We start from the raw sequence: 22,384 nt of genomic DNA on the forward strand, positions 1-22,384 counted from the left end.
ATAACATCGGGGTTAGGTATTCTCTATTTCGAAAATAAGAACGCGCTATTCTTTTATATTGAATAGCGCGTTACGTTTTATTTCATCATCTCGCGAATTAATTTTCCCAGCTGTTTCACAGCCTGTTCCTCACGCTCTCCCCAGTGCCATGCGGTATTAAAGCGAAAAAAACGAGTCCAGCTCCCCGAGGTCGAAAACATTTTTCCCGGTGCAATGCTGATATGGTGCGCCAGTGCCTGGGTGCTGAGCACGCCTGCATCAAGCGGTTCAGGCAGTTCCAGCCACAGAAAATAGCCGCTGTCGTTATGGTGAATTTTGACTTCCGCCGGAAGATGGCGCAGCAACGTTTGCCAGGCCTGCTGTTTTCGTTCCGCCAGTTGACGGCGTAAGCGGCGCAGATGCGCGTCATAGCGCCGGGTTGACAGATAATCCACGAGCGCAAGCTGCATGGGGGAACTGGTGGATAACGTGCTCATGAGCTGGAGTCGCTGAATACGCCGCGCATGCTTCCCGGCCGCCACCCAGCCCACGCGAAATCCGGGCACCAGGCACTTCGAGAAGGATGAACAATGCAAAACGCTGTCGGCGCGATCCCAGGCTTTGGCAGGCAGTGGTTTTTCGCGACCAAAGTACAGCTCGCTGTAGACATCATCTTCTATCAACATTACATGATATTTTTCCAGCAATGCGACCAGGTGCGCCTTTTTCTCTGGGCTGAGCGTAAAACCCAGCGGATTTTGGCTGTTGGTCATCAGCCAGCAGGCTTTTACCGGATACTCCTGTAACGCTTGCTCCAGCGCGGTAAGATCGATCCCCTCTTTCACGTCGGTGGCAATCGAAAGCGCCTTCAGCCGTAATCGCTCCAGGGCCTGCAACGCCCCGTAGAAACAGGGGTTTTCGACAATCACCCAGTCTCCCGGTTCGGTAACCGCCTGCAGGCTCAGGTTGAGGGCATCCAGCGCACCGGTAGTGATGACAATCTCATCAGGTGAAATGATCATCCCCTGTTGAGCATAGCGGCGGGCAATGGCATGGCGCAGCTCATCATTTCCCGGCGGCAGGTTTTCTATCACGCTCATGGCGGTCGCGGTTTTACTGACCTGCGCCAGCGAGCGGTTCAACTGCTGGAGGGGAAACAGACGCGGGTCAGGGAATGCAGAGGCAAATGGCATCACTGACGCATCCCGGCTGGCCTGCAGCATATCAAAAATATAGGTGTTGATATCCACCGCTTCATCGCGCATCACCTGCGCCTGCGGCGCTGCCAGCTCACGTTCAGGGCGCGCGGCAACATAGTAACCCGACTGCGGCCGGGCGATAATCCGGCCCTGACTTTCCAGCAACTGATATGCATGTCCGACGGTCATAAAACTCATGCCGCTGCTGACCACCTGCTCGCGCAAGGATGGCAAGCGATCGCCGGGCTGCCATACGCCAGACGCGATTTGATCGCGAATTTGCTCAGCCAGTCGCTGGTATTTTTTCATTTTTCGTCCTGATAATTGGTGTCGATGACAAGCACTGTATATATCAGTTTACATAATCAGGGCATTTTTTATAACTGTTATAGTTAACAGTTTTACAACATTGTTACTGACAGTTCCTTGCCTAAGGCGCGTGTTTCAAGATGTGGACGCTATTTGATAACAGGAATCCAGGTTCCAGATTTCATATCAGCCAGTCCAACCTATAACAGCGCGACAACTGTTATGGTTAAAAAGAACTGTTCTGTTTCTGCCTTCCATTGCTTCGCAGCCTTAGAATTGCGCCAAATCAATTTTGCCTGCGGAGCTAAGCATGTTCGGTCTTGACGCGTTTCACCTGGCGAGGATCCAGTTCGCGTTTACGGTATCCTTTCACATCATCTTTCCGGCGATTACCATTGGCCTCGCCAGTTATCTGGCGGTGCTCGAAGGGTTATGGTTAAAAACGAAAAATCCGACCTGGCGCTCGCTATACCATTTCTGGTCGAAAATATTCGCCGTAAACTTTGGTATGGGCGTGGTTTCCGGGCTGGTGATGGCTTATCAGTTCGGCACGAACTGGAGTGGTTTTTCTGAGTTCGCCGGTAGCATCACCGGGCCGCTGCTGACCTATGAAGTATTAACCGCCTTCTTCCTCGAAGCGGGCTTCCTCGGGGTAATGCTGTTTGGCTGGAACCGGGTTGGCCCAGGGCTTCACTTCTTCGCGACCTGTATGGTTGCGCTGGGTACTATTATTTCTACCTTCTGGATCCTCGCCTCCAACAGCTGGATGCAAACGCCACAGGGCTATGAAATTGTTAACGGGCAAGTCGTTCCCGTCGACTGGTTCGCCGTGATTTTCAATCCGTCATTCCCTTATCGTTTGCTGCATATGTCCGTTGCCGCCTTCCTGAGCAGCGCGCTGTTTGTCGCGGCTTCAGCCGCATGGCATTTATTGCGCGGTAATAGCACGCCAGCAATTCGCGCTATGTTTTCAATGGCGCTGTGGATGACGTTAATCGTCGCTCCGCTGCAGGCCTTAATTGGCGATATGCACGGGTTGAATACGCTGAAGCACCAGCCTGCAAAAATTGCGGCGATTGAAGGACACTGGGAAAATCCGCCCGGTGAACCGACCCCGCTGCTGTTGTTCGGCTGGCCGGATATGGAGCAGGAGCGCACCCGCTATGGGCTGGAAATCCCGGCGCTGGGCAGCCTGATCCTGACTCATAGTCTGGATAAACAGGTCCCGGCGTTAAAAGAATTTCCGAAGGAAGACAGGCCCAATTCCACCATCGTGTTCTGGTCGTTTCGCATTATGGCAGGGTTAGGCATGCTGATGATCCTGCTGGGCGCGTTTGCCCTGTGGCTGCGTTATAAGGAGCGGCTATACACCTCACGTCCTTTCCTGCGTTTTGCATTGTGGATGGGGCCCTCCGGTCTGATTGCCATCCTTGCTGGCTGGGTGACCACCGAAGTTGGCCGTCAGCCGTGGGTGGTTTACGGTTTGCAACGTACGGCGGATGCGGTTTCCGCACATGGTGATTTACATATGAGCATCAGCCTACTGTCTTTCTTTGTGGTGTATAGCTCGGTGTTTGGCGTGGGTTACAGCTACATGATCCGCCTGATCCGTAAAGGACCACAGGAAGATGAGCCGACCATTCCACCAACAGGCACGCCGGCACGGCCGCTTTCTGCTGTCGTTCTCGATTCTCAACCGGAGGCACACCGCTAATGGGTATCGATTTATCAGTTATCTGGTTTGTAATTATCGTGTTCGCCACGCTGATGTATATCGTGATGGACGGTTTTGATCTCGGGATCGGTATTTTATTCCCTGCGATTTCAGATGCGGATGACCGCGATGTGATGGTCAACAGCGTCGCCCCGGTATGGGACGGTAATGAAACCTGGCTGGTGTTGGGTGGCGCCGGATTATTCGGCGCTTTTCCCCTGGCCTATGCGGTGATTGTCGATGCGCTGACGATCCCGTTGACCCTGATGCTCATCGGCCTGATATTTCGCGGCGTCGCGTTTGAGTTTCGCTTCAAAGCCACGCCGGCGCATCGACCATTCTGGGACAAAGCTTTTCTCGGCGGTTCAATCCTCGCGACATTCACTCAGGGTATAGTGGTCGGTGCCGTACTCAATGGATTTTCCGTCACCGGACGCAGCTACAGCGGCGGTCCTTTCGACTGGCTTACCCCCTTTACCCTGTTCTGCGGCGTGGGCCTGGTTGTAGCCTACGCCCTGTTGGGGGCAACATGGCTGGTGATGAAAAGCGAAAATCCGTTGCAGGATAAAATGCGCTGCGTGGCAAGAAAACTGCTGCTGGCGATGCTGGTTGTCATTGCCATTATCAGCCTGTGGACGCCGCTGGCGCACAGCGCCATTGCCGAGCGTTGGTTTAGCCTGCCCAATCTGTGGTTCCTGATGCCGGTTCCGCTCCTGGTTGCGCTGATTAGCCTCTGGCTGTGGCGCTCGCTGGGTCAGCAAAACAGCCATACGCTGCCTTTTGTATTGACGCTGGGGCTGATTTTTCTCGGGTTCAGCGGGCTGGGGATCAGTATCTGGCCCCACATCATTCCACCGTCCATTACGCTGTGGCAGGCGGCAGCTCCGGCGCAGAGTCAGGGCTTTATGTTGGTTGGCGCGCTGCTGATTATCCCGATAATCCTGGTGTACACCTTCTGGAGCTACTACGTTTTCCGCGGCAAAGTTCAACATGGTGAGGGGTATCATTGATGCAACAAACAATCTGGAAACGCCTGATGTGGCTGGTGATCCTCTGGGGCGGCAGCGTGCTGGCCCTGGCCGCCGTTGGTATGTTCTTTCGTCTCTTGATGACGGCCGCCGGATTTAAATCCTGATTCTCTCTCTGATAACAACCGGGCAGCGCTGCACTGCCCGGTTGTGACAAATCCCAACGTTATCTAAACAAAAATGTAAAAAACATCGAAATGACAAAACAGAGATTGTCATTAACCCGATTAAAATATTGAATAGTCACCTGGCGAAATTATCGTCAATTCCGCAGCTAACGTACCAGAGGGTGCATGATGTTTAAGAAAGGGTTAACGGTGTTATTGCTGGCCAGCGCGCTTTTTTCCGGTCAGCTTCTCGCTACTAATCAGGGACATGAATATCTTCAGGTGCAGGATGCCGATCACTTATTACGACACACGGCCGACAGCGATGAACTACGAATGACGGCGGAAGAATCCGCCGCCGATCTTCGCGAACACCATTACTGGCAAAAATCACGCAAACCCGATACACATCAGAGCTAACCGTTAGCTTTTACGCTTTGGCAACGTTTTCAGCAGTTCTTCAGGGCTGACGGAAGCCACCACGCTGCCCGGCAACGGCATCTTCAGAATGTGATGTTTCATCTTGCCGATCACGTGCATTTCGCACGGTCGGCAATCAAATTTCAGCGTCAGGACCTCATCGCCGTTAACCAGCTGCATCGGCGTGGCTTTCCAGCTTTTGATATTTCCTTTCGCCTGTTTCGGACACAGGTTAAACGCAAAACGCAGGCAATGTTTGGTGATCATCACCGGCACATCGCCCTTTTCTTCATGCGCCTCATAGGCGGCATCAATCAACTGCACGCCATAACGGTGATAAAACTCTCGCGCTTTATGGTTGTAGACGTTAGCCAGAAAGCTCAGATGCGTTTGCGGGTAAACCGGCGCCGGCTGGGCAACCGGTTTACGGCGACCGCGCTGATAGTTTTGCAAACGAGCTGCATCCAGCATGTCGACCGCTTCACGTCGCAGCTGATTCAGTTGACCGTTCGGCACGAACAATGCTCCCGGCAGATTCACCTGAATATTACGAGCGTAATACAGCGTTTGTCCCAGCTTTGCCAGGCCATCCTTTAGGTTGCTCAACGCTTTTTCTGCATTGTTCGCTTCCTCAAACTGGCCGTCCAGCGTATGGGTGATACTCACCCCCTCCTCACTGGTGAGCGTCAGGATCAACTGTTCCTGCCAGCCGCCCAGCTCAATATCGACCGCGACGCGGCGTTCGCTGGAGGTTTTGGTCAACGCCTGCTGCCAGTTATGATCGAGATTGCGGTTCAGCGGATGGTTGGCGCGCACTTTGTGCAGATCGGCGGGCATTTCATTCGGCCACACCCGATAACGATTGTGCCCCGTTTTTTCAACGGTGTTGGCGCGAAATCCGACGACCTCACGCTTGATTAACACGTTCAGACCATCCCCGTTGGCCAGCGGTTCTGTTACCTCAACATCGAGATGATCTTTTGCCACCTTCAGGACTTCGCCAACCGGCAGACCGATGAACTTTGGTGAGTCGAATGCGCCGATATCCCCTTTACGGGCATTCACAAAATAATCGGTGCTGCCGCGATGGAAGGTCTTTTCCGTGGATGGGGTAAAGAAATGTTCGGTACGCCCGGCTGAAGAACAGGCAAGATCGCCGCGCTCTTCAATAATGGCGTCCAGCATCTGACGATAATGCGCGGTAATATTCTTCACATAGCTCATGTCTTTATAGCGCCCTTCAATTTTGAAGGAGCGCACGCCTGCGTCAATCAACGCGCCGAGGTTGCCGGTCTGATCGTTATCTTTCATCGACAGCAGATGTTTTTCATAGGACACGACGCGCCCCTGATCGTCTTTCAGGGTATACGGCAGGCGACAAGCCTGAGAACAGTCACCGCGGTTAGCGCTACGTCCGGTTTGCGCATGTGAAATATAACACTGGCCTGAATAGGCGACGCACAGCGCACCGTGAATGAAAAATTCAATAGTCGCATCCGTAGCCTGATGGATGGCGTTTATTTGCTCAAGGCTCAGTTCGCGCGCGAGGACAATTTGGGTGAATCCGACGTCAGAAAGAAACTTCGCCTTCTCGACGCTGCGAATATCACATTGGGTGCTGGCGTGCAGCTCAATGGGAGGGATATCCAGCTCCAGAATCCCCATATCCTGCACAATCAGGGCGTCAACGCCGGTCTGATACAGATCGGTAATTAATCGCTGTGCGGGCTCCAGCTCATCATCATGCAAGATTGTATTTAGCGTCACAAAGATTTTCGCCCCGTAACGATGCGCAAACGGCACCAGTTCGGCGATATCTTTCAGGCTGTTACTGGCGTTATGACGCGCGCCAAAACCCGGTCCGCCAATGTAAACGGCGTCAGCGCCGTGCAAAATGGCTTCACGTGCAATGGCGGTATCCCGGGCCGGGCTTAACAATTCAAGGTGATGAGGCTGCTGGCGCATACAGTTGTTACCATCCACAAGTGGTAAAAATGGCGGCTATTGTAGTCACAAGCGCGGATTTTCGGAATAGTTTTCCCGATTAACCGCGCGGGTAATGGATCAGGGAATGAAAGTGAACCGTTTGTTCGCTACTGTTACGGTAGCTATGCGCCCTGTCTCCCGCAAAACGCACCCCCTCGCCGGATTTCATGGTGCGCCACTGCCCCTCAATACACATATCCAGCAGCCCATTTATCACCACCACGTGCTCTATAACGCCGGTTTCATGCGGAGTCGATTCACTGAGTGCGCCAGGTGCCAGCTGTATCGAAAAATGATCGAAGCACAGCTGTGGATCCCACGGAAACAGTGGCGTGACGACCATCGCCTGCTGCTGGGGATCGAATGTTGGCGCGCCGTCTGACTCTGGCGGTGAAATAAACGTCGAGAATGGCACGTTCAGTCCGGTGGCAATTTTCCACAATGTCGCCACCGTTGGGCTGGATTCGTTGCGCTCAATCTGCCCCAACATGGCTTTTGACACGCCGGTTTCCTCCGCCAAACGTGACAGGCTCCATTCCCGCTGGTGACGTAGCGTGCGGAGCGTTGTGGCCAGATAGTGGGTTAAGTTTTCCATTTTTCGCCTTCCTGACTCTCTCCTTTCTCAAGGCTACAGCTTAGCACTTGTACGCTATAACGCACAGTGCTACATTGATTGACCGTTATAACGCACACGGAGTGACTATGCGCGCATTTTCCATCCCACTACCCACCGTATTATCGGGTTTTGTGGCTGTCCTGGTCGGTTACGCCAGCTCGGCTGCCATTATCTGGCAAGCGGCCCTGGCCGCAGGTGCGACCACCGATCAAATCGCGGGCTGGATGACCGCGCTGGGGATTGCAATGGGCGTCAGTACGCTGGCGCTGACGTTATGGTATCGCGCTCCTGTGCTCACGGCCTGGTCAACACCTGGCGCCGCGCTGCTGGTTACGGGTCTACACGGGGTATCGATTCAGGATGCTATCGGCGTTTTTATCGTAGCTAACGCGTTGATTGTGCTGTGCGGCATAACCGGATTGTTTGCCCGTCTGATGAAAATAATCCCCCACTCACTGGCATCAGCCATGCTGGCCGGGATCCTGCTGCGCTTTGGTCTGCTGGCCTTTAATAGCCTCAACAGTGAGCTTATTTTGTGCGGTAGTATGCTGGTGGCATGGCTGGTATTTAAAGTCACAGCCCCACGGTACGCGACGATCGCCGCGATGCTGGCGGGTATCGCTATCGCGCTAATAAAAGGTGACATTGTCACAAGCGGAGTGGATTTGTCGCCGGTCATGCCTGCGTTTATTACCCCACACTTTTCATTTGCCCACAGTATCAGCATTGCGCTGCCGCTGTTTCTGGTTACTATGGCTTCGCAAAATGCCCCAGGTATTGCCACTATGAATGCGTCGGGCTATTCATTACCCGTTTCACCGCTCATTATCTTTACCGGCCTGCTGGCGCTGCTGTTTTCGCCGTTTGGCGTCTACTCCATCTGCATTGCCGCCATAACCGCCGCAATTTGCCAAAGTCCCGAAGCGCATCCTGATGCCAAACGACGCTGGCTCGCAGCTGCCGCGGCTGGCATCTTCTATCTTCTGGCTGGGGTTTTTGGCGGTTCGGTCACAGGACTAATGGCGGCACTGCCCGTAAGCTGGATCCAGATGCTGGCCGGTCTGGCCTTGCTCGGGACGATTAGCGGTAGTTTGTATCAGGCGTTGCATAATGAAGCGGAACGCGACGCAGCCATCGTTACGTTTTTGGTCACGGCCAGCGGCCTGACGTTATTGGGGGTTGGATCTGCATTCTGGGGGCTGGTCGTCGGCGGTATCTGCTACGCCGTGTTGACGTTATTTCGCCGCACGTAGCTGCGTTGGCGTTTTACCGGTTACCTGTTTAAACCGGTTACTAAAATGGCTTGCCGAACTGAATCCGCAGGTCATCGCAATATCTGACAAACTGCGTGAAGTGTAACAGACCAGATGCTGCGCCAGCGCCATACGACGTTGCATCACGTACTGATGCGGTGCCATATTCATCGACTGGCGAAACATTCTGGCAAAATGGAATTCGCTAAGCGCCGCCTCGCTAGCGAGATCGTTCAGGGTGATTGGGTACGCCAGATGCGCGTCAATATAGGCCAGCACGTTACGCAAGGTGACGGGCGCGAGTCCCCCGGTGACGGTGGGCAGTCGCCATTGGACGTTGCTGTAATGCTGGATCAGATGCGTTAACAGTAGCGAAGATGCCGCGCTGAGCGTGAGGTGATTGGCCGGTTGCTGCCAGTCGTTATCAAGCAGAAACTGACGGTAAACCGCCGTGATCCCCGGGTCACTGCCAAACGTGTGCTCGTCCAGCGTGAAGCTATAGGGGCTTTTATCCCAGACTTTTTCACCCACTTCGCGCAGATGTTCGTCGGTACAATAGAGATGAACAAAGGAGAGAGCGTCGCGGATATCCCAACTTGACTCGCTCTCTTTCGGCATCAGGCAAAAACGGTCCGGTCCGCCGCCATTCTTCCAGCCCCCCGCCGTTTTGTGATAACTCTCGTAGCCATCCGCGATATATAAACTGAGCGTATGGTGATCGCAATACTGGGTGATGGTATCGCGCTTGTTTGACCAGGCCGCCAGTTGGATCCCTGAATGTAACGCAACCGATTCATGCAGCACGGCATTATGTTTGCGTAAGTTTTCAAAGGCATCGTAGGGCTGAGGCATACCATCACATTCAAAATAAGTTAGCAGGCTTTCAGTCTATAACAGCCACATATTGTTAACAGCTTCCTTTTCGCTTTTACGCTAAAAAAGCGCAAGATTTTGCAAGTCCGCCGCAAACCGATGAAAGCCTCCTGCCGCCAGACATGACACAGTGTGAACCTGAATCCAAAAAAGAGAGAGTTGTATGAACGCACTGTTGTACTGCCTGGTGGTGGTAATTTGGGGAACGACATGGATTGCGATTTATTTGCAGCAGGGCCCGGTTTCTGCGCCGGTTTCTATCTTTTGGCGCTTCGCCGTTGCCAGTTCGCTGATGATAGTGATCCTGCTGGTTAGCGGTAAATTACGCAAACTGTCTGGTCGCGATCATCTGTTTTGTCTGTTACAGGGTGGATGCGTTTTTTGCTTCAACTTCTGGTGTTTTTATACGGCTGCGGCCTGGATTAATACCGGCCTGGAGTCGGTGATTTTCTCAATGGCCGTCCTGTTCAATGCGGTCAATAGCTTCATCTTTTTTGGGCAAAAACCACCGCTGCGTTTCTATATCGCAGCTGGTCTCGGACTGACGGGCATTGTGACTCTGTTCTGGCAGGATTTGCTCAACAGCGGATTCAATCATTCCTTGCTGCTGGGTATCGGCTTAAGCGCCCTTGGAACCTTCGGTTTCTCATTGGGTAATATGATCAGCATGCGTCACCAGAAAAAAGGGCTGGAAGTGTTAACGACCAACAGTTGGGCCATGCTGTACGGCACGCTGTTGATCGCTGCCATTGCGCTGATGCGCGGGGACAATTTTACGCCACAGTGGACATTCAGCTATCTCAGCGCGCTGTTATATCTGGCTATTTTTGGCTCAGTGATTGCTTTCGGCGCTTATTTCACACTGGTAGGTCGCATTGGTCCCAGTAGGGCGGCATACAGCACCCTGCTTTTCCCGCTGGTTGCGCTAACGCTGTCAACATTGTATGAAGGATACGTCTGGCAAGTTAACGCTATTGCCGGATTAGTGTTGATTTTACTGGGGAATATGGTGATGTTTGCCCGACCAGAAGTGCTGATGGGTAAACTATTCTATCGACGCCGGGTGGCATAAAAAAACGCACCATCCTGAGATGGTGCGTTGATTATTATTGTGGTTTTTTGTTCACGTCAAACATGGTGGCATCCGTCGCCATGTCATCAACAACTTTCTTCAACGTTTCGAATGTCATCGGCGTATTTTCGTTGCTCAGATCTTTACCTTCACCCTTACGTACAACTTTAACTACCGGTTTATTGGTCGCAGCATCAATCAACTCACCCTCGAAATAGAGGTTGGTATCCATGGTACGGTGACCCGTTGCCATTTGTGTTCCCGCAACGAGTAGCGCAACCGGGATCACTTCATAGAACTGCAGTCCTTCTTTGCTCGTTGCAACACCGGTAATCGCTCCGCGGAAAATCAGGCTACGTGGCCCAGGGGTAGTAACCAGGGGCTTACGCTTGCTGATGGCGGATTTCAACTGGGTATTGGTGTAGGTCAGCAGTTGATCAAGAACCTGCTGCCCTACCTGCGTGGTAGGTTTAGGAACCGGATAATACGTTACCGGGTTATATACAATGTTGTCATATTTGGATTCGTTGTAGCTCGGATCAACCCAACGGAGTACGGTTTGTCCCGATGCTGATTGTGTTTCCTTCAAATCAGAGTAATTTTTTAAAAACCCAGAATATTTATCCGGCGCGGTCACTTTTGACGCACAGCCGGATAATGCCAACAAGCCAGTAAGCACTGCAACTTTAAATAAAGTTTGAGTACGCATGAAACGATCCCTTTAGTTTTCGCAATGATGCTTAAAAAGGATAGCAAAACCGTTTCATTTTGGATGTACTAAAAATGGTAAACACCGCACAATTTTCTCTCTACGCCCGGCACAAAAAATGCTGAGCGCAGAAAGAGTTAACCCAAGCGGGAGGTTCAGGCAGTTTTGCGTGCCAGCATTGTGGCAAAGCGCAGTTTAATTCGATTACCGTTTTCATCCGTACGATGAAGTTCACCCACGTCTTCGTTATATTTCAGCAGATCCCATCCGCTGTAATAGTTGCGCAATTCTCCGATTTTAAACGCGAACGGGAAACCCACGGTACACGGAAAATCATCGGTATCCATCGCCGCGACAATTAAGTTATATCCGCCCGGTTTAGTGCAACGCTGCATATTTTCAATAAGGCCAGGGATAGTTTTGGCTTCAAGGAACATCAGCACAACGGTAGAAAGAATAAAATCATATTCGCCGTCAAAGCGTAATGCGTTGAGATCCGCGACGTTAGCGTGCAGATTGGTCAGCCCTTCCGCCGCTTTGATACGCTCAAGGTTAGCGATGCTCATGGGATTTTTATCCCATGCTGTCACGTCATAACCGTTTGCCGCAAGGTACAGGCTGTTACGACCGTTACCGCAGCCCAGGTCTAACGTTTTACCTGGCTTAACAATTTTTGCCGCTTCAACAACATCGGAATGCGTACGAGTTAAATCGTATTTCTCAGTAAAGTAGTTTTCGTCGCAAAGGGTCATTATTTATCCTCAGATTTCAGTAATGCAGCACGCTCCGTGCGGATGAGCAGTTTCCCCTGCATCAGCAATGCAAACGTACGTACCAGTAATAATGCAATGATAAAATTGGTAAAAATAAACAGTGGGATCGACAGCGTATGAAAAAATCCTGACTCGCTACCTTGGCCCAGATGCAGCCCTGTTGTCGCCAGAGCCGACACGCCAAACGAGAAGCTCCAGAAAGACGCATTAAATGGCTGTGACAAATACCACGGCATGAGCCGTAGCATGAACAGCAGTTGCAACAGACCATAGCCGAACAACATTTTGGCTAACGTATCGCCCTCGCCGCCGTTAACGCTAAGCCAGGCGCTGCAGGCGACCAGCGCAGGCGCCAGTTGAATGCCAAGTGAAGTACGTAACACCGCAGGTAACTCGCCGCAGCTACGTAAACGTTGCAGAATCACCGGCTCCAGACTGAGCCAGGAAAAAACCCCGGCGCCCAAAAACACCAATCCTGCGTCGTTGAAACCCAGTGCGCCACAGGCCATTGCACTGATAAAGTTATTGGCGACGGTCGGCAGATACAGACCCGGCGTGGTGGCTTCCTCTGGATGCGATCCACGCCACAACCCTGCCGTTTGCCAGGCGGCGTAGGCCAGCTGTATCACCACGCCAATGCTGAACAACCCAATCGCCAGCGGTCGATACCACGGGACAAAACCAATCGCGACCAGCATCGTTGTGGCCGGAAACAGACTGACAAAGCTGCTCATCACCGGGTGACGAATTTCCGCCAATACGCTATGCGGAAAACGCAGTAAACGGCTCAGAAAAGCCAGCGTCAGCAGCCCCCAAATGACCATTGCGAGGATCACTAAACCGTCGCCAATCAAGTGACTCACTGGCCACACCTGACTGGCATAACGCCACGCAAACCCCATCCCAATGATGCCCAGTACCATGCCAAAATAACCGGCCGGAAGATTGAGGACCCGCTCACTCTGTTTGTTCTTACTCATTTTGTTTATTTTTTAAAGTATATTTGAAATGCATTTTATGGAATTTCCGCTGATTTAGCCAGTGCGGAAAACTTTGCTACGTTTAACTAAGGTGCGCAACATGGAAATGAGCTATGACCAAATATCGTCTCGGCGATGAGTCTCGATCCTTTAGTTACCAGGATAATGGCAATAAAAAAAGCGTATTACTACGCCAAATCATTGCGCTCACTGATTTTAATGATGTCCAGGCCGGTACGCCCGGAGGCTGGATCGATAATGAAAGCGTGCTGTCACAAAGCGGTGATTGCTGGATTTACGATGAAAACGCGCTCGCATTTTCCGGCGCGACGATTACAGGAAACGCCCGCATTACTCAGGCAAGCGTGGTCAGAGATGGCGCGCAAATTAGCGATGCCGTGTGGATTGACCAGGCTGAAATCAGTCATAATGCGCAAATACGTGACAACGTCACCATTCAGGGTTCTGTGGTTCGCGGCGAGTGCCTTCTCTTTGGTGATGCGCGCGTGGTGTGTGACTCTGAAATCATCGCCGCCAGGGGGCTAACCCGTGAAAGCGACCAGTTCCTGCAAATTTATGATCGGGCTTTTGTCAGTCACTCACGAGTGGTGCATCAGGCGCAGATCTATGGCGATGCGAAAATCAACTATGCCTTTATTGAACATCGGGCGGAAGTTTTTGATTTCGCACAGGTGGAAGGTAATGAAGAGAACAATGTCTGGATTTGCGATTGCGCCAAAGTCTATGGATATGCGCGCGTCATCGCCGGGAGCGAAGAAGATGCCATACCTACCCTACGCTACAGTTCGCAGGTGGCGGAGCACGCGGTAGTTGAAGGTAACTGCGTGCTGAAACACCACGTGCTGGTCGGCGGTCATGCGCAATTACGCGGTGGACCGCTCCAGTTAGATGACCACATCCTGATTGAAGGCCACGTCTGCGTGCTGGGCGAAGTGCTGATCGAGCATCACATTGAGATAACCGGTCAGGCGCACATCCAGGCGTTTGATGGCGATACCATTCACCTACGCGGACCGAAAGTGATTAACGGTGAACAGCGCATTACGCGCACGCCTATCGCAGGTTTATTCTGAAGAGCCATCAATGATGCGGGCGTAGAGATTCACATCATAGTAATCACCATTAAGGAATTCCGCCTGTTGCATACATCCTTCCAGTTGGAAGCCATTACGTAGCGCCACCTGGTTGCTCTCAACGTTTTCTACGCGACATTTAATCACGAAGCGGCGAATCTCCTGACGCTGCGAATAATGATGAATTAAGGCCTGTAGCGCCTGGGACATGATGCCTTTACCCTGATGCTCCTCATCCAGCCAGTAGCCGATATAAGCCGCTTTGTTCAGCGGTTCTATCTGGTTAAACGAGATAACCCCGACCACATTTTCTTGCGCAAAAATCAGGAACATTTTGGCGTAACCGCGCTGGTGCAACATCATATTGCCCTGCACATTCTTGCGGGTGTCCTCCTCACAGGCAACAAACTGCGGCCAGTTAAGCGACTGCTGGAGCCAGCTTTTATTTTTAAGCACCAACTGATGCAGAGGCGTGACGTGTTGCTCTTCTACGGCACGCAGTTCCAGCGTGTCATTGATGGTAATCACTTCTGACATTTTCATTCCATTATGATGGTTAAGCAGGCCACCCTGCTCATCAAATAAAAACAGGAAGGGCTCCCTTTTGGAAGCCCTTTTACACAGCAAGCGCCGTTTTACTTAGCTCTCACTGACACTCTCTTTTTGCAATATTTTGAGCAGATCTTCCTTCAGGTGGAGTTTCTGTTTCTTAAGGCGAACAATGTCCAAACTATACCCCCGACCATCCGAACCTTCCAGTCTGGAGATCTCATGATCAAGGCTGTTGTGTTTTTCGAATAAGGACAGAAAGCGAGGGTTCTCGGATTTCAGTCGGGAAATAAGGTCTCTGTATTCTGGAAACATACTTTCTCCCTGTTAGTGGAAAAGGACGTGTATAAGAAATACACACCTCCAGAGTACCCACTTGACTTACAGAAAAATGCGAACGGGATCGAGTAAATAGTGTACAGAATGGTTGTGAAGAGGATTACAGATACGGCTCCCCATTCGGAGAGCCGTAAAGGGAGTGATTAACGCATCTCGCGGTCGTCAACGTACTGACGTTTATCCGGCGCTGGCGGGAAGTACTGATACAGCCAGGTTTCACTGATGGCGTCGCCCTGACAACGCAGGAACATACGCATATCTACCGGATCGGTCGAGTCAGAGGTCGGATACCAGTCAAACTGAATGCGATAACCGTCGATAGGTTCCACGTAAAGGATCTCAATCTGTTTCGCTTCACCGCTGGAGAGCGTAATCACCGGTTCAATACCCTTCGGCGCGGCGGCTTTTAGATCGCCACCGACGAAATCAACAGCAAAACGTCGCGCCCATTTTTCCGGGTAGTGCTCGCCCGGCGCCCATCCTTCCGGGAAGCCGCCCATGCCTGTTCGGGTCGCCATCACGCGAGCCAGCGGTGAACGCACCGGCGGCTGTGCGCTCCAGTACAGGCGATATTTGAATTCCAGATCATCGCCCGCTTTGATCGACCTTTCAGGCTGCCAGAAGCAGACGACGTTATCCAGCGTTTCGCCGGTCGTAGGGATCTCCATCAGGCCGATAGTCCCCTTGCCCCACTGGTTACGCGGTTCGACCCACAGGCTCGGACGCTTGTTGTACCAGCCCATGATATCCTGGTAATGGGAGAAGTCGCGATCGAGCTGCAGCAAGCCAAACCCTTTCGGGTTGTTATCGGTATAGGCGTTGAACTGCAGTTTTTGCGGGTTATTCAGCGGGCGGCAGATCCACTCGCCATTGCCCCGCCACATCGCCAGACGGTCGGAATCATGAATTTGCGGGTGAATGGTGTCACACATCCGACGTTCGTTGTTGCCGCAGCTAAACATGCTGGTCATCGGAGCAATACCGAGCTGCTTGATGTCTTTGCGCGCATAGATGTGGTTTTGTACATCCATGATCACCTGCGTTTTCTCGCAGTGGATCACGAACTTAAATGCACCGGTTACGCTGGGGCTGTCGAGAAGCGCATACACGGTAAAGGAGGTTGCGCCCGGTTTGACCGTTTCAAACCAGAAAGAGGTGAAATCAGGAAATTCTTCCTTGCTGTCGGTGTAGGTATCTACCGCCAGACCGCGGGCCGATAAACCGTACTGATAGGTGTCATCCACGGCGCGGAAATAGCTGGCGCCCAGGAAAGAAACGATATCGCGACGGGCTAATTCTGGCGCTTTAAACACGCGGAACCCGGCGAACCCGAGGTCAGTCTGCCCTTCCAACTGTTTGGTATCCACACCCGCATCATTGTATTTAAACAGTTCCGGACGGAAGTGGATTTCGCGCGCCATATGCGTGCTGCCATCAACCGAGAACATGCGTACGCGGCGACGGAAGCCCATTCCCACGTGGAAGAACTGCGCATCAAGCTGACGATTTTCAACATTGTTCCACAGAGACTGCTCTGCGTCATATTGAATGCTGTTGTAGGCCTGAGGCGTCAGTTTGGCCAGCGTGTCAGGTAACGCGCGCGGTGCGCCGCCCCAGGGCTTCTGTGCTAAGTCATGGGCCATCGATTGCAGAACGGAAAAATCAAAACGTACGGTTTTTCCGTCTGCAATGTCAGACTCTGCCGCAAAGGCGGCGCTGGAAAAGAGTGATGCAATACCACTGGTTCCGCACACGGCGGCCATTGCCATTGAACCTTTAATAAATCGTCTGCGATTCATGCCTGAAAGTAAGTCCTTCTGGTCGTGTAAATGGTCCCGCGCCGGCCATAATCAGCGGCAAGAGAGTGCACATTTCTGACCGCTCACTCTAGACAAAATTCATTAATAATCCAATTGTTGGTCGCCGATTATCTGTACAAAATCGAAAATATTTTATGTCGATGGGAACAGACCGAATCCCATGTAAATTCAATTAAAGTAAACCACACCGACGTTTACTGCGATCTTGCGCCTCCTGATACAACGCAAACTCATCATAAACCGCACACCCCAGCGCCTGTTCAAACGCGTCGCGGCTGGAATTACCGTGGCTACGGGCCTGAGTTTCATTCCCCAAATTAGACTGGAAAATCCCCGCGGCGCTCACCGGTAAAAAATCTTCGTAAGTAATGGGTTGAGCAACCAGCCAGCCCCGCTCAATGAGCGGCTGCGGATCGTCATCCGGGCGAATCGCCTGTCGATGCGCCTCGCCCGACGGCGTCAGCCGGTAGCGGAACCAGGCAAGCCCCTGCTGGCGCAGCAGAAATTCGCTGTCCGGGAATGCTTTGAACACCTCCTGCAAATGCAGCTGATGCGTCAGGTTGTCTTTTCCCGTTCCCGCTTTATTCAGCAATTCGTCGTACAACGCTCTGCCTTTCGGCGTCAGGGCCGCGCCGCGCTGTTCGATTTCACCAAAACGCGCCGTGTGAGTGCCACGCATTTCACCGGCAAATAACACCGGCTCTTCCAGCGCTTTAAAACTGGTCTGACGCAATAAAATGGGCACCTCGCGGCGCGGTGGCCCTTCAATCAGTATTTTGGGTTCAATGCCACACTCCGGCATCATCGACTGAACCCGGTCGATATCCAGCGTACGCGGCGTCAGATGGTTGATATGACACCCAGGGAAACACACCACATCAGCAATCAGCCGGTGCTCATTGTGCAATGCGTGATAGGTCGCCTCATCGACCGTGGCATGCTGATGCCAGCGGAAAGTTTCCAGCGCTTCTTGCACAAACTCCTGCGCCTGCTCAGGCGTAAAACTGCCCTGCACATCAAACTCATCCAGCAGTTCGTGACAACGATGGGTGAAAATATCGCGTTTCGCGAGGATCTCCGCGGCTTTTTGCCGTAGCGCGGCGTTTTCGATTAATTCGAGCCGCAATAACGAGGTGAATACCCGAAACGGGTTGCGCGAAAGCGACGCATCGTCAATGGGACGAAACGCGGTGGAATGCACGGGAACACCGGCCTGGGAGAGATCGTAATAACTCACCGGATACATGCCCATAATGGCAAACATCCGGCGTAGCGTAGAAAGCTCCTGCGCAGTGCCCACCCGAATGGCGCCGTGGCGCTCAACGTTTAGCCGGGCCAGCTCATCTGCATTCGCCAGTTTTTCATGCAGCGTAGGATTATTTTCCAGTACCGCCAGATTCACATCAGCGACAAGTTCCAGCAACGTGCCATATTGCGGGACTTCCTGCTGGTACATTGCTGACATTGCCTGCGAAAATTGTTCCCGAATCTCATCTGCCGTGATGGTGTTCGCCATAATGTCATGCCTCCAGTGAATATTACCTGGAGTGTAGAAAACGCCGCTGACTCCGGTGGGAAGAATTTACAAAGTGTGACCCCGCGTAAATTTCCCACCCCTACAGACGGTGAACAGAACCTACAGGCGTGGTTTTAAATGACTTTCCAGCCAGGGCAACATCTGTTTTTTACGGCTGAGCATCCCCTCCACCTTACAGGGTTGCGGGATGTCTGACAGCTCTGGGCCGGCAAACCACAGGCTGGTGTCGCCCAGATTAATATCGGTGAGCATCAGTACAACCAGCGCGGCATTCTTTTCCTCTGCATAGCGCGCCATTTCCAGACGGAGATCGTCCAGCACCGCATCCACCTGTTGCAGCGCATACAGTTCAAGCTGCGCCACACAAACCGAATGTCCATGAATGGTGAAGGTTTTAATGTCTTTCTGCAGAAGCTCGCGAGCGCTCATGCCTTCCACGCTTGTTTTAGCAGACAGCAGGTCGCGACTAAACGCCTCGAGATCCACACCGGTTTTTTGGGCCAGGGCCTCCACCGCCAGGCGATCGTCAGAGGTGGTCGTTGGTGAGCGAAGCGTGACAGTGTCACTCAATGCGGCACCCAGCAATAAAACGGCCTCAGCGGCAGACAACTGGCTGCGCTCCTCTTCCGTCATCAGTTGCCATAACAGCGTCGCGCTGCTGCCGACTGGCTTCACCCACACTTCTGGTGGCAGACGAGTGACTAATCCACCGAGTCGGTGATGATCGATAATTCCCACGACGTTGCTTTCTGCCAGCGATGCCGGCCCCTGGGCAGGCTCGGTGAAATCGACCAGCCACACATCACGATCGGTCAGTTCAAACGTCAGCCGTTCGGGCATCGTCAGTCCTGCATACTCAAAGATAAATTGCGTTTCGCGGTTAGGTTCGCCCAGACGCCATGCCGTCGCCTGCTGGCCACGTAAAGTAAGCCAACGCGCCGTCATGGCGGCGGTACAAATGGCATCGCTATCGGGGTTAAGGTGCCCTATTACATCTATCATTAATCAGTGCCTTGTGAAGAGAATGGTTCAAAAGCAAACAATAACGAAAGTATATCGACTGGACGGATTCTCTTCCATGATCCCACCACCCGGTGGCGCTGTACAAAACATAAGCAAAATAAATCAATTGTAAGTAAAATAGGATAAATGTTAATAATATTTTGCTATCAAGTTATCAAAATCGAACAACTTCACTTGTCACCGATACGACTCTGTTTTTAACATCGCTTATGGAAAAAAATGTTCTGTTCAATCAGCGCATTCGCTTGCGCCACCTTCATACTTTTGTCGCCGTTGCACAGCAGGGAACGTTGGGCCGCGCGGCTGAGACCCTTAACCTGAGCCAACCAGCCCTCTCCAAAACGCTGAATGAACTGGAGCAACTGACCGGTACCCGGCTCTTTGAGCGTGGTCGCCTTGGCGCACAATTAACGCTGCCCGGAGAACAGTTTCTTACCCACGCAGTCAGAGTGCTGGATGCGCTCAACACCGCCGGACAAGCCTTAAACCAGCGCGAAGAGTCACAGACGGATGTCGTACGGATTGGCGCCTTACCCACCGCGGCCCTGGGCATTCTGCCGGCGGTCATTGGCCCGTTCCATAAGCAGCAAATGGAGACCACGCTGCAGGTTGCCACCATGAGTAATCCCATGATCCTGGCGGGTTTAAAGTCAGGGGAAATTGATCTCGGTATTGGCCGTATGGCCGATCCGGAATTGATGGTTGGTCTGAACTACGAGCTGTTATTTCTGGAATCGCTCAAACTGGTCGTGCGCCCTAACCACCCGTTGTTGCAGGAAACCATCACGCTGAGTCGGGTGATGGAGTGGCCGGTGGTGGTTTCACCAAAAGGAACAGCCCCTCGCCAGCACGCAGAGGCGTTGTTGCAAAGTCAGGGCTGCAAAATGCCGCCGGGCTGTATTGAAACGCTGTCAGCATCGCTCTCCCGCCAACTGACGGTCGATTACGACTATGTGTGGTTTGTCCCTTCAGGCGCGGTTAGAGAAGATTTACGCCAGGCGACGCTGGTGTCGTTGCCGATACCCACCCACGGTGCGGGTGAACCCATCGGCATTCTTACCCGTGTCGATGTGCAGCTCTCTCAGGCCGCACAGATCCTGATCGCCGCAATACGCAAAACCGTACCGTTTTGATGCCAAAAATTAAGGGACCATCAGGTCCCTTAATTGATTTTATTGTTAAAACGTTTCCCAGTTATCGCCACTGGCAGTTGCCGCCTGCGGGCGTGAATGGTCAGGCTTTGTCGTCACAGGAACGCGTTTAATAGCACTTGTCCCTGTTAAACGGAATGTGCCAACAGCTTCCGTTAAGCGCGCCGCCTGCTCTTCCAGCGATGCCGCTGCGGCAGAGGCTTCTTCAACCAGCGAGGCATTTTGCTGCGTTACCTTATCCATTTCTGAAATTGCCTGGCTCACCTGGACGATACCCCGGCTCTGCTCATCAGAGGCCGCCGCAATTTCCAGCATAATGTCGGTGACGCGTTTTACCGCATCGACAATATCCGTCATCGTATTGCCCGCGGCGACCACTTCTCCGGAGCCCTGGTCAATCAGTCGGACGGATTCGCTGATCAATCCTTCAATCTCTTTTGCCGCCTGAGCGCTGCGGCTTGCCAGCGTGCGCACCTCACTGGCAACCACGGCAAATCCACGGCCCTGCTCTCCTGCCCGCGCCGCTTCAACCGCTGCGTTCAGCGCCAGAATATTGGTCTGGAAAGCAATGCTGTTAATAACGGCTGTGATTTCGGAGATTTTCTTCGAACTCGTTGAGATATTGCCCATGGTTTTGACCACGCCAGAAACCATCTGACCGCCCCGACTGGCCTTGCCGGAAGCATCTTCTGCCAGCTTGCTCGCATGATGCGCGTTGTCGGCGTTTTGCTTCACCGTCGCCGTCAACTCTTCCATGCTGGCCGCCGTTTGTTCAATCGCCGCAGCCTGTTGTTCGGTACGTGAAGACAGATCGGTGTTCCCCGCCGAAATCTCACTGGTACCGCGATAAATCTCTTCCGCGCCCTGACGCACCGTGCCTACCGTTTTCCCCAGCGAACGTTGCATTGTTTGCAGATGGCGGCTCAGGCGACCAATTTCGCTGCGCCCGGTCGGTTCCTCCGACATGGTGAGATCCCCCGCTGAAATTTGCTCAATACGCTGGGCGGCACGCAACAGAGGATGAATGACGGTACGGCGCAGAACAATGAACGTCATCACGGTCAGCGCCAGCGCAAGAACGAATGCGCCCAGCATAAAAGCCATACCAAGCTGTGTACGCTGATGCGCCTGTTCGCTTAACTGATGCGCCCTGGTGGTACGAATGTCGATCGCCTTTAACAGCACCTTGTTGTACGCAGAATCCAGCGGTCTGGCCTGTTCATTTTCATGGTTGATGATCGCCTCAAACATGCCGTTTTTAGCGTACTTCAGCATCGGCTGTAAGCCGTCGGTATAGGCTTTGAAGCTGGCGCTCAGTTCAGCGTCTAACGCTTCATCGGCAGACGTTTTTACCGCGCGTGACATATAAGCATTGAAACCGTCCTGCGACTGCTTAATCCGTTTTTCTGCCTCGGCGATATTGGCCTTCATGTCATCCATTTCGGCAATACGGCTCGCCGCGCCGGCGTGGATCATGTTGATACGCGCTGTACGCAAGTGGTTAGAGCTGTTAGATAACCCCATCCTGACCTGAATCTCATCGGTCACGTCGCGCTGATCGCGATCGGCCTGCATAAGAAAATAGCTTGCCAGCCCGGAACTTAAGGCGAACAGCAGAAGGATGCCACCGAGAATGGAGGAAAACAGCGGAACCAGCCGGATTTGATGCAGAAAGCCCAGTTTATGCTGAGCTTGCATCGATGTAGTGTTGTCCATGACCGTCGACTCTCTTGTAGGGTTTATGCGTGAAAACACGCCCGTTAGATAGTCATCGGCAATCCGGGAAGTTTACTTACCGTGAAAAGCGCCAGATTCGTCACACTTTCACAACATAATTCTAAAAAATTCAGGAA

The 22,384-nt window shown here is 52.6% G+C and carries 21 protein-coding genes; 8 read left to right on the plus strand and 13 right to left on the minus strand.

Annotation, left to right across the window (positions count from 1 at the left end; genetic code table 11):
- Positions 1-77 precede the first annotated feature (77 nt).
- A complete protein-coding gene (locus WC7_RS13665; RefSeq protein WP_016153155.1) occupies positions 78-1,487 on the minus strand; it encodes an aminotransferase-like domain-containing protein in 1,410 nt (469 codons plus the stop codon).
- 310 nt (positions 1,488-1,797) lie between these two features.
- Here WC7_RS13665 and WC7_RS13660 point away from each other — a divergent pair, with 310 nt between their 5' ends.
- The 4 genes from WC7_RS13660 (at position 1,798) to WC7_RS13650 (ending at position 4,756) form a co-directional block, all read left to right on the plus strand.
- Positions 1,798-3,201 carry a cytochrome ubiquinol oxidase subunit I gene (locus tag WC7_RS13660; protein ID WP_016153156.1) on the plus strand — a complete coding sequence of 468 codons (1,404 nt, stop codon included), beginning with the start codon at positions 1,798-1,800 and terminating at the stop codon, positions 3,199-3,201.
- Complete coding sequence (gene cydB, locus WC7_RS13655; RefSeq protein WP_016153157.1) at positions 3,201-4,211, plus strand: cytochrome d ubiquinol oxidase subunit II; 1,011 nt, start codon at positions 3,201-3,203, stop codon at positions 4,209-4,211. The genes WC7_RS13660 and cydB overlap by 1 nt, the downstream gene beginning before the upstream one ends.
- Positions 4,211-4,336: a DUF2474 domain-containing protein gene (locus WC7_RS25480; RefSeq protein ID WP_003020230.1), complete on the plus strand. Its 126-nt coding sequence runs from the start codon at positions 4,211-4,213 to the stop codon at positions 4,334-4,336. The genes cydB and WC7_RS25480 overlap by 1 nt, the downstream gene beginning before the upstream one ends.
- A gap of 189 nt (positions 4,337-4,525) precedes the next feature.
- Complete coding sequence (locus tag WC7_RS13650; RefSeq protein ID WP_016153158.1) at positions 4,526-4,756, plus strand: DUF2554 family protein; 231 nt, start codon at positions 4,526-4,528, stop codon at positions 4,754-4,756.
- Positions 4,757-4,759: 3 nt separating this feature from the next.
- Here WC7_RS13650 and WC7_RS13645 read toward each other — a convergent pair whose 3' ends face one another.
- Complete coding sequence (locus WC7_RS13645; protein WP_016153159.1) at positions 4,760-6,721, minus strand: peptidase U32 family protein; 1,962 nt, start codon at positions 6,719-6,721, stop codon at positions 4,760-4,762.
- A 79-nt stretch (positions 6,722-6,800) separates the two neighbouring features.
- Positions 6,801-7,337 (minus strand): helix-turn-helix domain-containing protein, encoded by a 537-nt coding sequence (locus tag WC7_RS13640; protein WP_016153160.1) that lies wholly within the window; start codon positions 7,335-7,337, stop codon positions 6,801-6,803.
- Positions 7,338-7,444: 107 nt separating this feature from the next.
- Here WC7_RS13640 and WC7_RS13635 point away from each other — a divergent pair, with 107 nt between their 5' ends.
- Positions 7,445-8,611 carry a benzoate/H(+) symporter BenE family transporter gene (locus WC7_RS13635; RefSeq protein ID WP_016153161.1) on the plus strand — a complete coding sequence of 389 codons (1,167 nt, stop codon included), beginning with the start codon at positions 7,445-7,447 and terminating at the stop codon, positions 8,609-8,611.
- Here WC7_RS13635 and WC7_RS13630 read toward each other — a convergent pair.
- The gene (locus WC7_RS13630; RefSeq protein ID WP_016153162.1) at positions 8,594-9,463 is read right to left on the minus strand and encodes an AraC family transcriptional regulator; all 870 of its coding nucleotides are present in this window, start codon (positions 9,461-9,463) and stop codon (positions 8,594-8,596) included. The genes WC7_RS13635 and WC7_RS13630 overlap by 18 nt on opposite strands.
- A 184-nt stretch (positions 9,464-9,647) precedes the next feature.
- Between WC7_RS13630 and WC7_RS13625 the strand changes: the two genes are divergently transcribed.
- Positions 9,648-10,556: a DMT family transporter gene (locus WC7_RS13625; protein ID WP_016153163.1), complete on the plus strand. Its 909-nt coding sequence runs from the start codon at positions 9,648-9,650 to the stop codon at positions 10,554-10,556.
- A gap of 34 nt (positions 10,557-10,590) precedes the next feature.
- Here WC7_RS13625 and WC7_RS13620 read toward each other — a convergent pair whose 3' ends face one another.
- From WC7_RS13620 to tehA, 3 genes are all read right to left on the minus strand, one after another.
- The gene (locus tag WC7_RS13620; RefSeq protein ID WP_016153164.1) at positions 10,591-11,265 is read right to left on the minus strand and encodes a DUF3313 domain-containing protein; all 675 of its coding nucleotides are present in this window, start codon (positions 11,263-11,265) and stop codon (positions 10,591-10,593) included.
- Positions 11,266-11,420: 155 nt separating this feature from the next.
- Positions 11,421-12,017, minus strand: a complete 597-nt coding sequence (tehB, locus tag WC7_RS13615) for a tellurite resistance methyltransferase TehB (RefSeq protein WP_016153165.1) — start codon at positions 12,015-12,017, stop codon at positions 11,421-11,423.
- On the minus strand, positions 12,017-13,018 hold the full coding sequence (tehA, locus tag WC7_RS13610) for a dicarboxylate transporter/tellurite-resistance protein TehA (protein WP_016153166.1): 1,002 nt from the start codon (positions 13,016-13,018) through the stop codon (positions 12,017-12,019). The genes tehB and tehA overlap by 1 nt, the downstream gene beginning before the upstream one ends.
- A gap of 113 nt (positions 13,019-13,131) precedes the next feature.
- Here tehA and ydcK point away from each other — a divergent pair, with 113 nt between their 5' ends.
- Complete coding sequence (ydcK, locus tag WC7_RS13605) at positions 13,132-14,112, plus strand: YdcK family protein (RefSeq protein ID WP_016153167.1); 981 nt, start codon at positions 13,132-13,134, stop codon at positions 14,110-14,112.
- Here the strand turns inward: ydcK and rimL are convergent.
- The 5 genes from rimL to WC7_RS13580 form a co-directional block, all read right to left on the minus strand.
- Positions 14,104-14,649 (minus strand): 50S ribosomal protein L7/L12-serine acetyltransferase, encoded by a 546-nt coding sequence (rimL, locus tag WC7_RS13600; RefSeq protein ID WP_016153168.1) that lies wholly within the window; start codon positions 14,647-14,649, stop codon positions 14,104-14,106. The two genes, ydcK and rimL, sit on opposite strands and share 9 nt — an antisense overlap.
- Before the next feature lie 102 nt (positions 14,650-14,751).
- Positions 14,752-14,976, minus strand: a complete 225-nt coding sequence (locus tag WC7_RS13595; protein WP_003833168.1) for an HP1242/YdcH family protein — start codon at positions 14,974-14,976, stop codon at positions 14,752-14,754.
- Between the two features lie 167 nt (positions 14,977-15,143).
- Positions 15,144-16,799 (minus strand): glucan biosynthesis protein D, encoded by a 1,656-nt coding sequence (locus tag WC7_RS13590; RefSeq protein ID WP_029139548.1) that lies wholly within the window; start codon positions 16,797-16,799, stop codon positions 15,144-15,146.
- Positions 16,800-16,992: 193 nt separating this feature from the next.
- Positions 16,993-18,336, minus strand: a complete 1,344-nt coding sequence (locus WC7_RS13585; protein ID WP_016153170.1) for a 2-oxoadipate dioxygenase/decarboxylase HglS — start codon at positions 18,334-18,336, stop codon at positions 16,993-16,995.
- 120 nt (positions 18,337-18,456) lie between these two features.
- Positions 18,457-19,359 carry a manganese-dependent inorganic pyrophosphatase gene (locus WC7_RS13580; protein ID WP_016153171.1) on the minus strand — a complete coding sequence of 301 codons (903 nt, stop codon included), beginning with the start codon at positions 19,357-19,359 and terminating at the stop codon, positions 18,457-18,459.
- 230 nt (positions 19,360-19,589) lie between these two features.
- Here WC7_RS13580 and pcaQ point away from each other — a divergent pair, with 230 nt between their 5' ends.
- A complete protein-coding gene (gene pcaQ / locus WC7_RS13575; protein ID WP_003020288.1) occupies positions 19,590-20,513 on the plus strand; it encodes a pca operon transcription factor PcaQ in 924 nt (307 codons plus the stop codon).
- 45 nt (positions 20,514-20,558) lie between these two features.
- Here the strand turns inward: pcaQ and WC7_RS13570 are convergent, their stop codons facing one another.
- Positions 20,559-22,247, minus strand: a complete 1,689-nt coding sequence (locus tag WC7_RS13570) for a methyl-accepting chemotaxis protein (RefSeq protein ID WP_016153172.1) — start codon at positions 22,245-22,247, stop codon at positions 20,559-20,561.
- Positions 22,248-22,384: the final 137 nt, after the last annotated feature.

The organism is Citrobacter sp. KTE151 (assembly GCF_000398845.1).
GTDB classification, from domain to species: domain Bacteria; phylum Pseudomonadota; class Gammaproteobacteria; order Enterobacterales; family Enterobacteriaceae; genus Citrobacter; species Citrobacter braakii.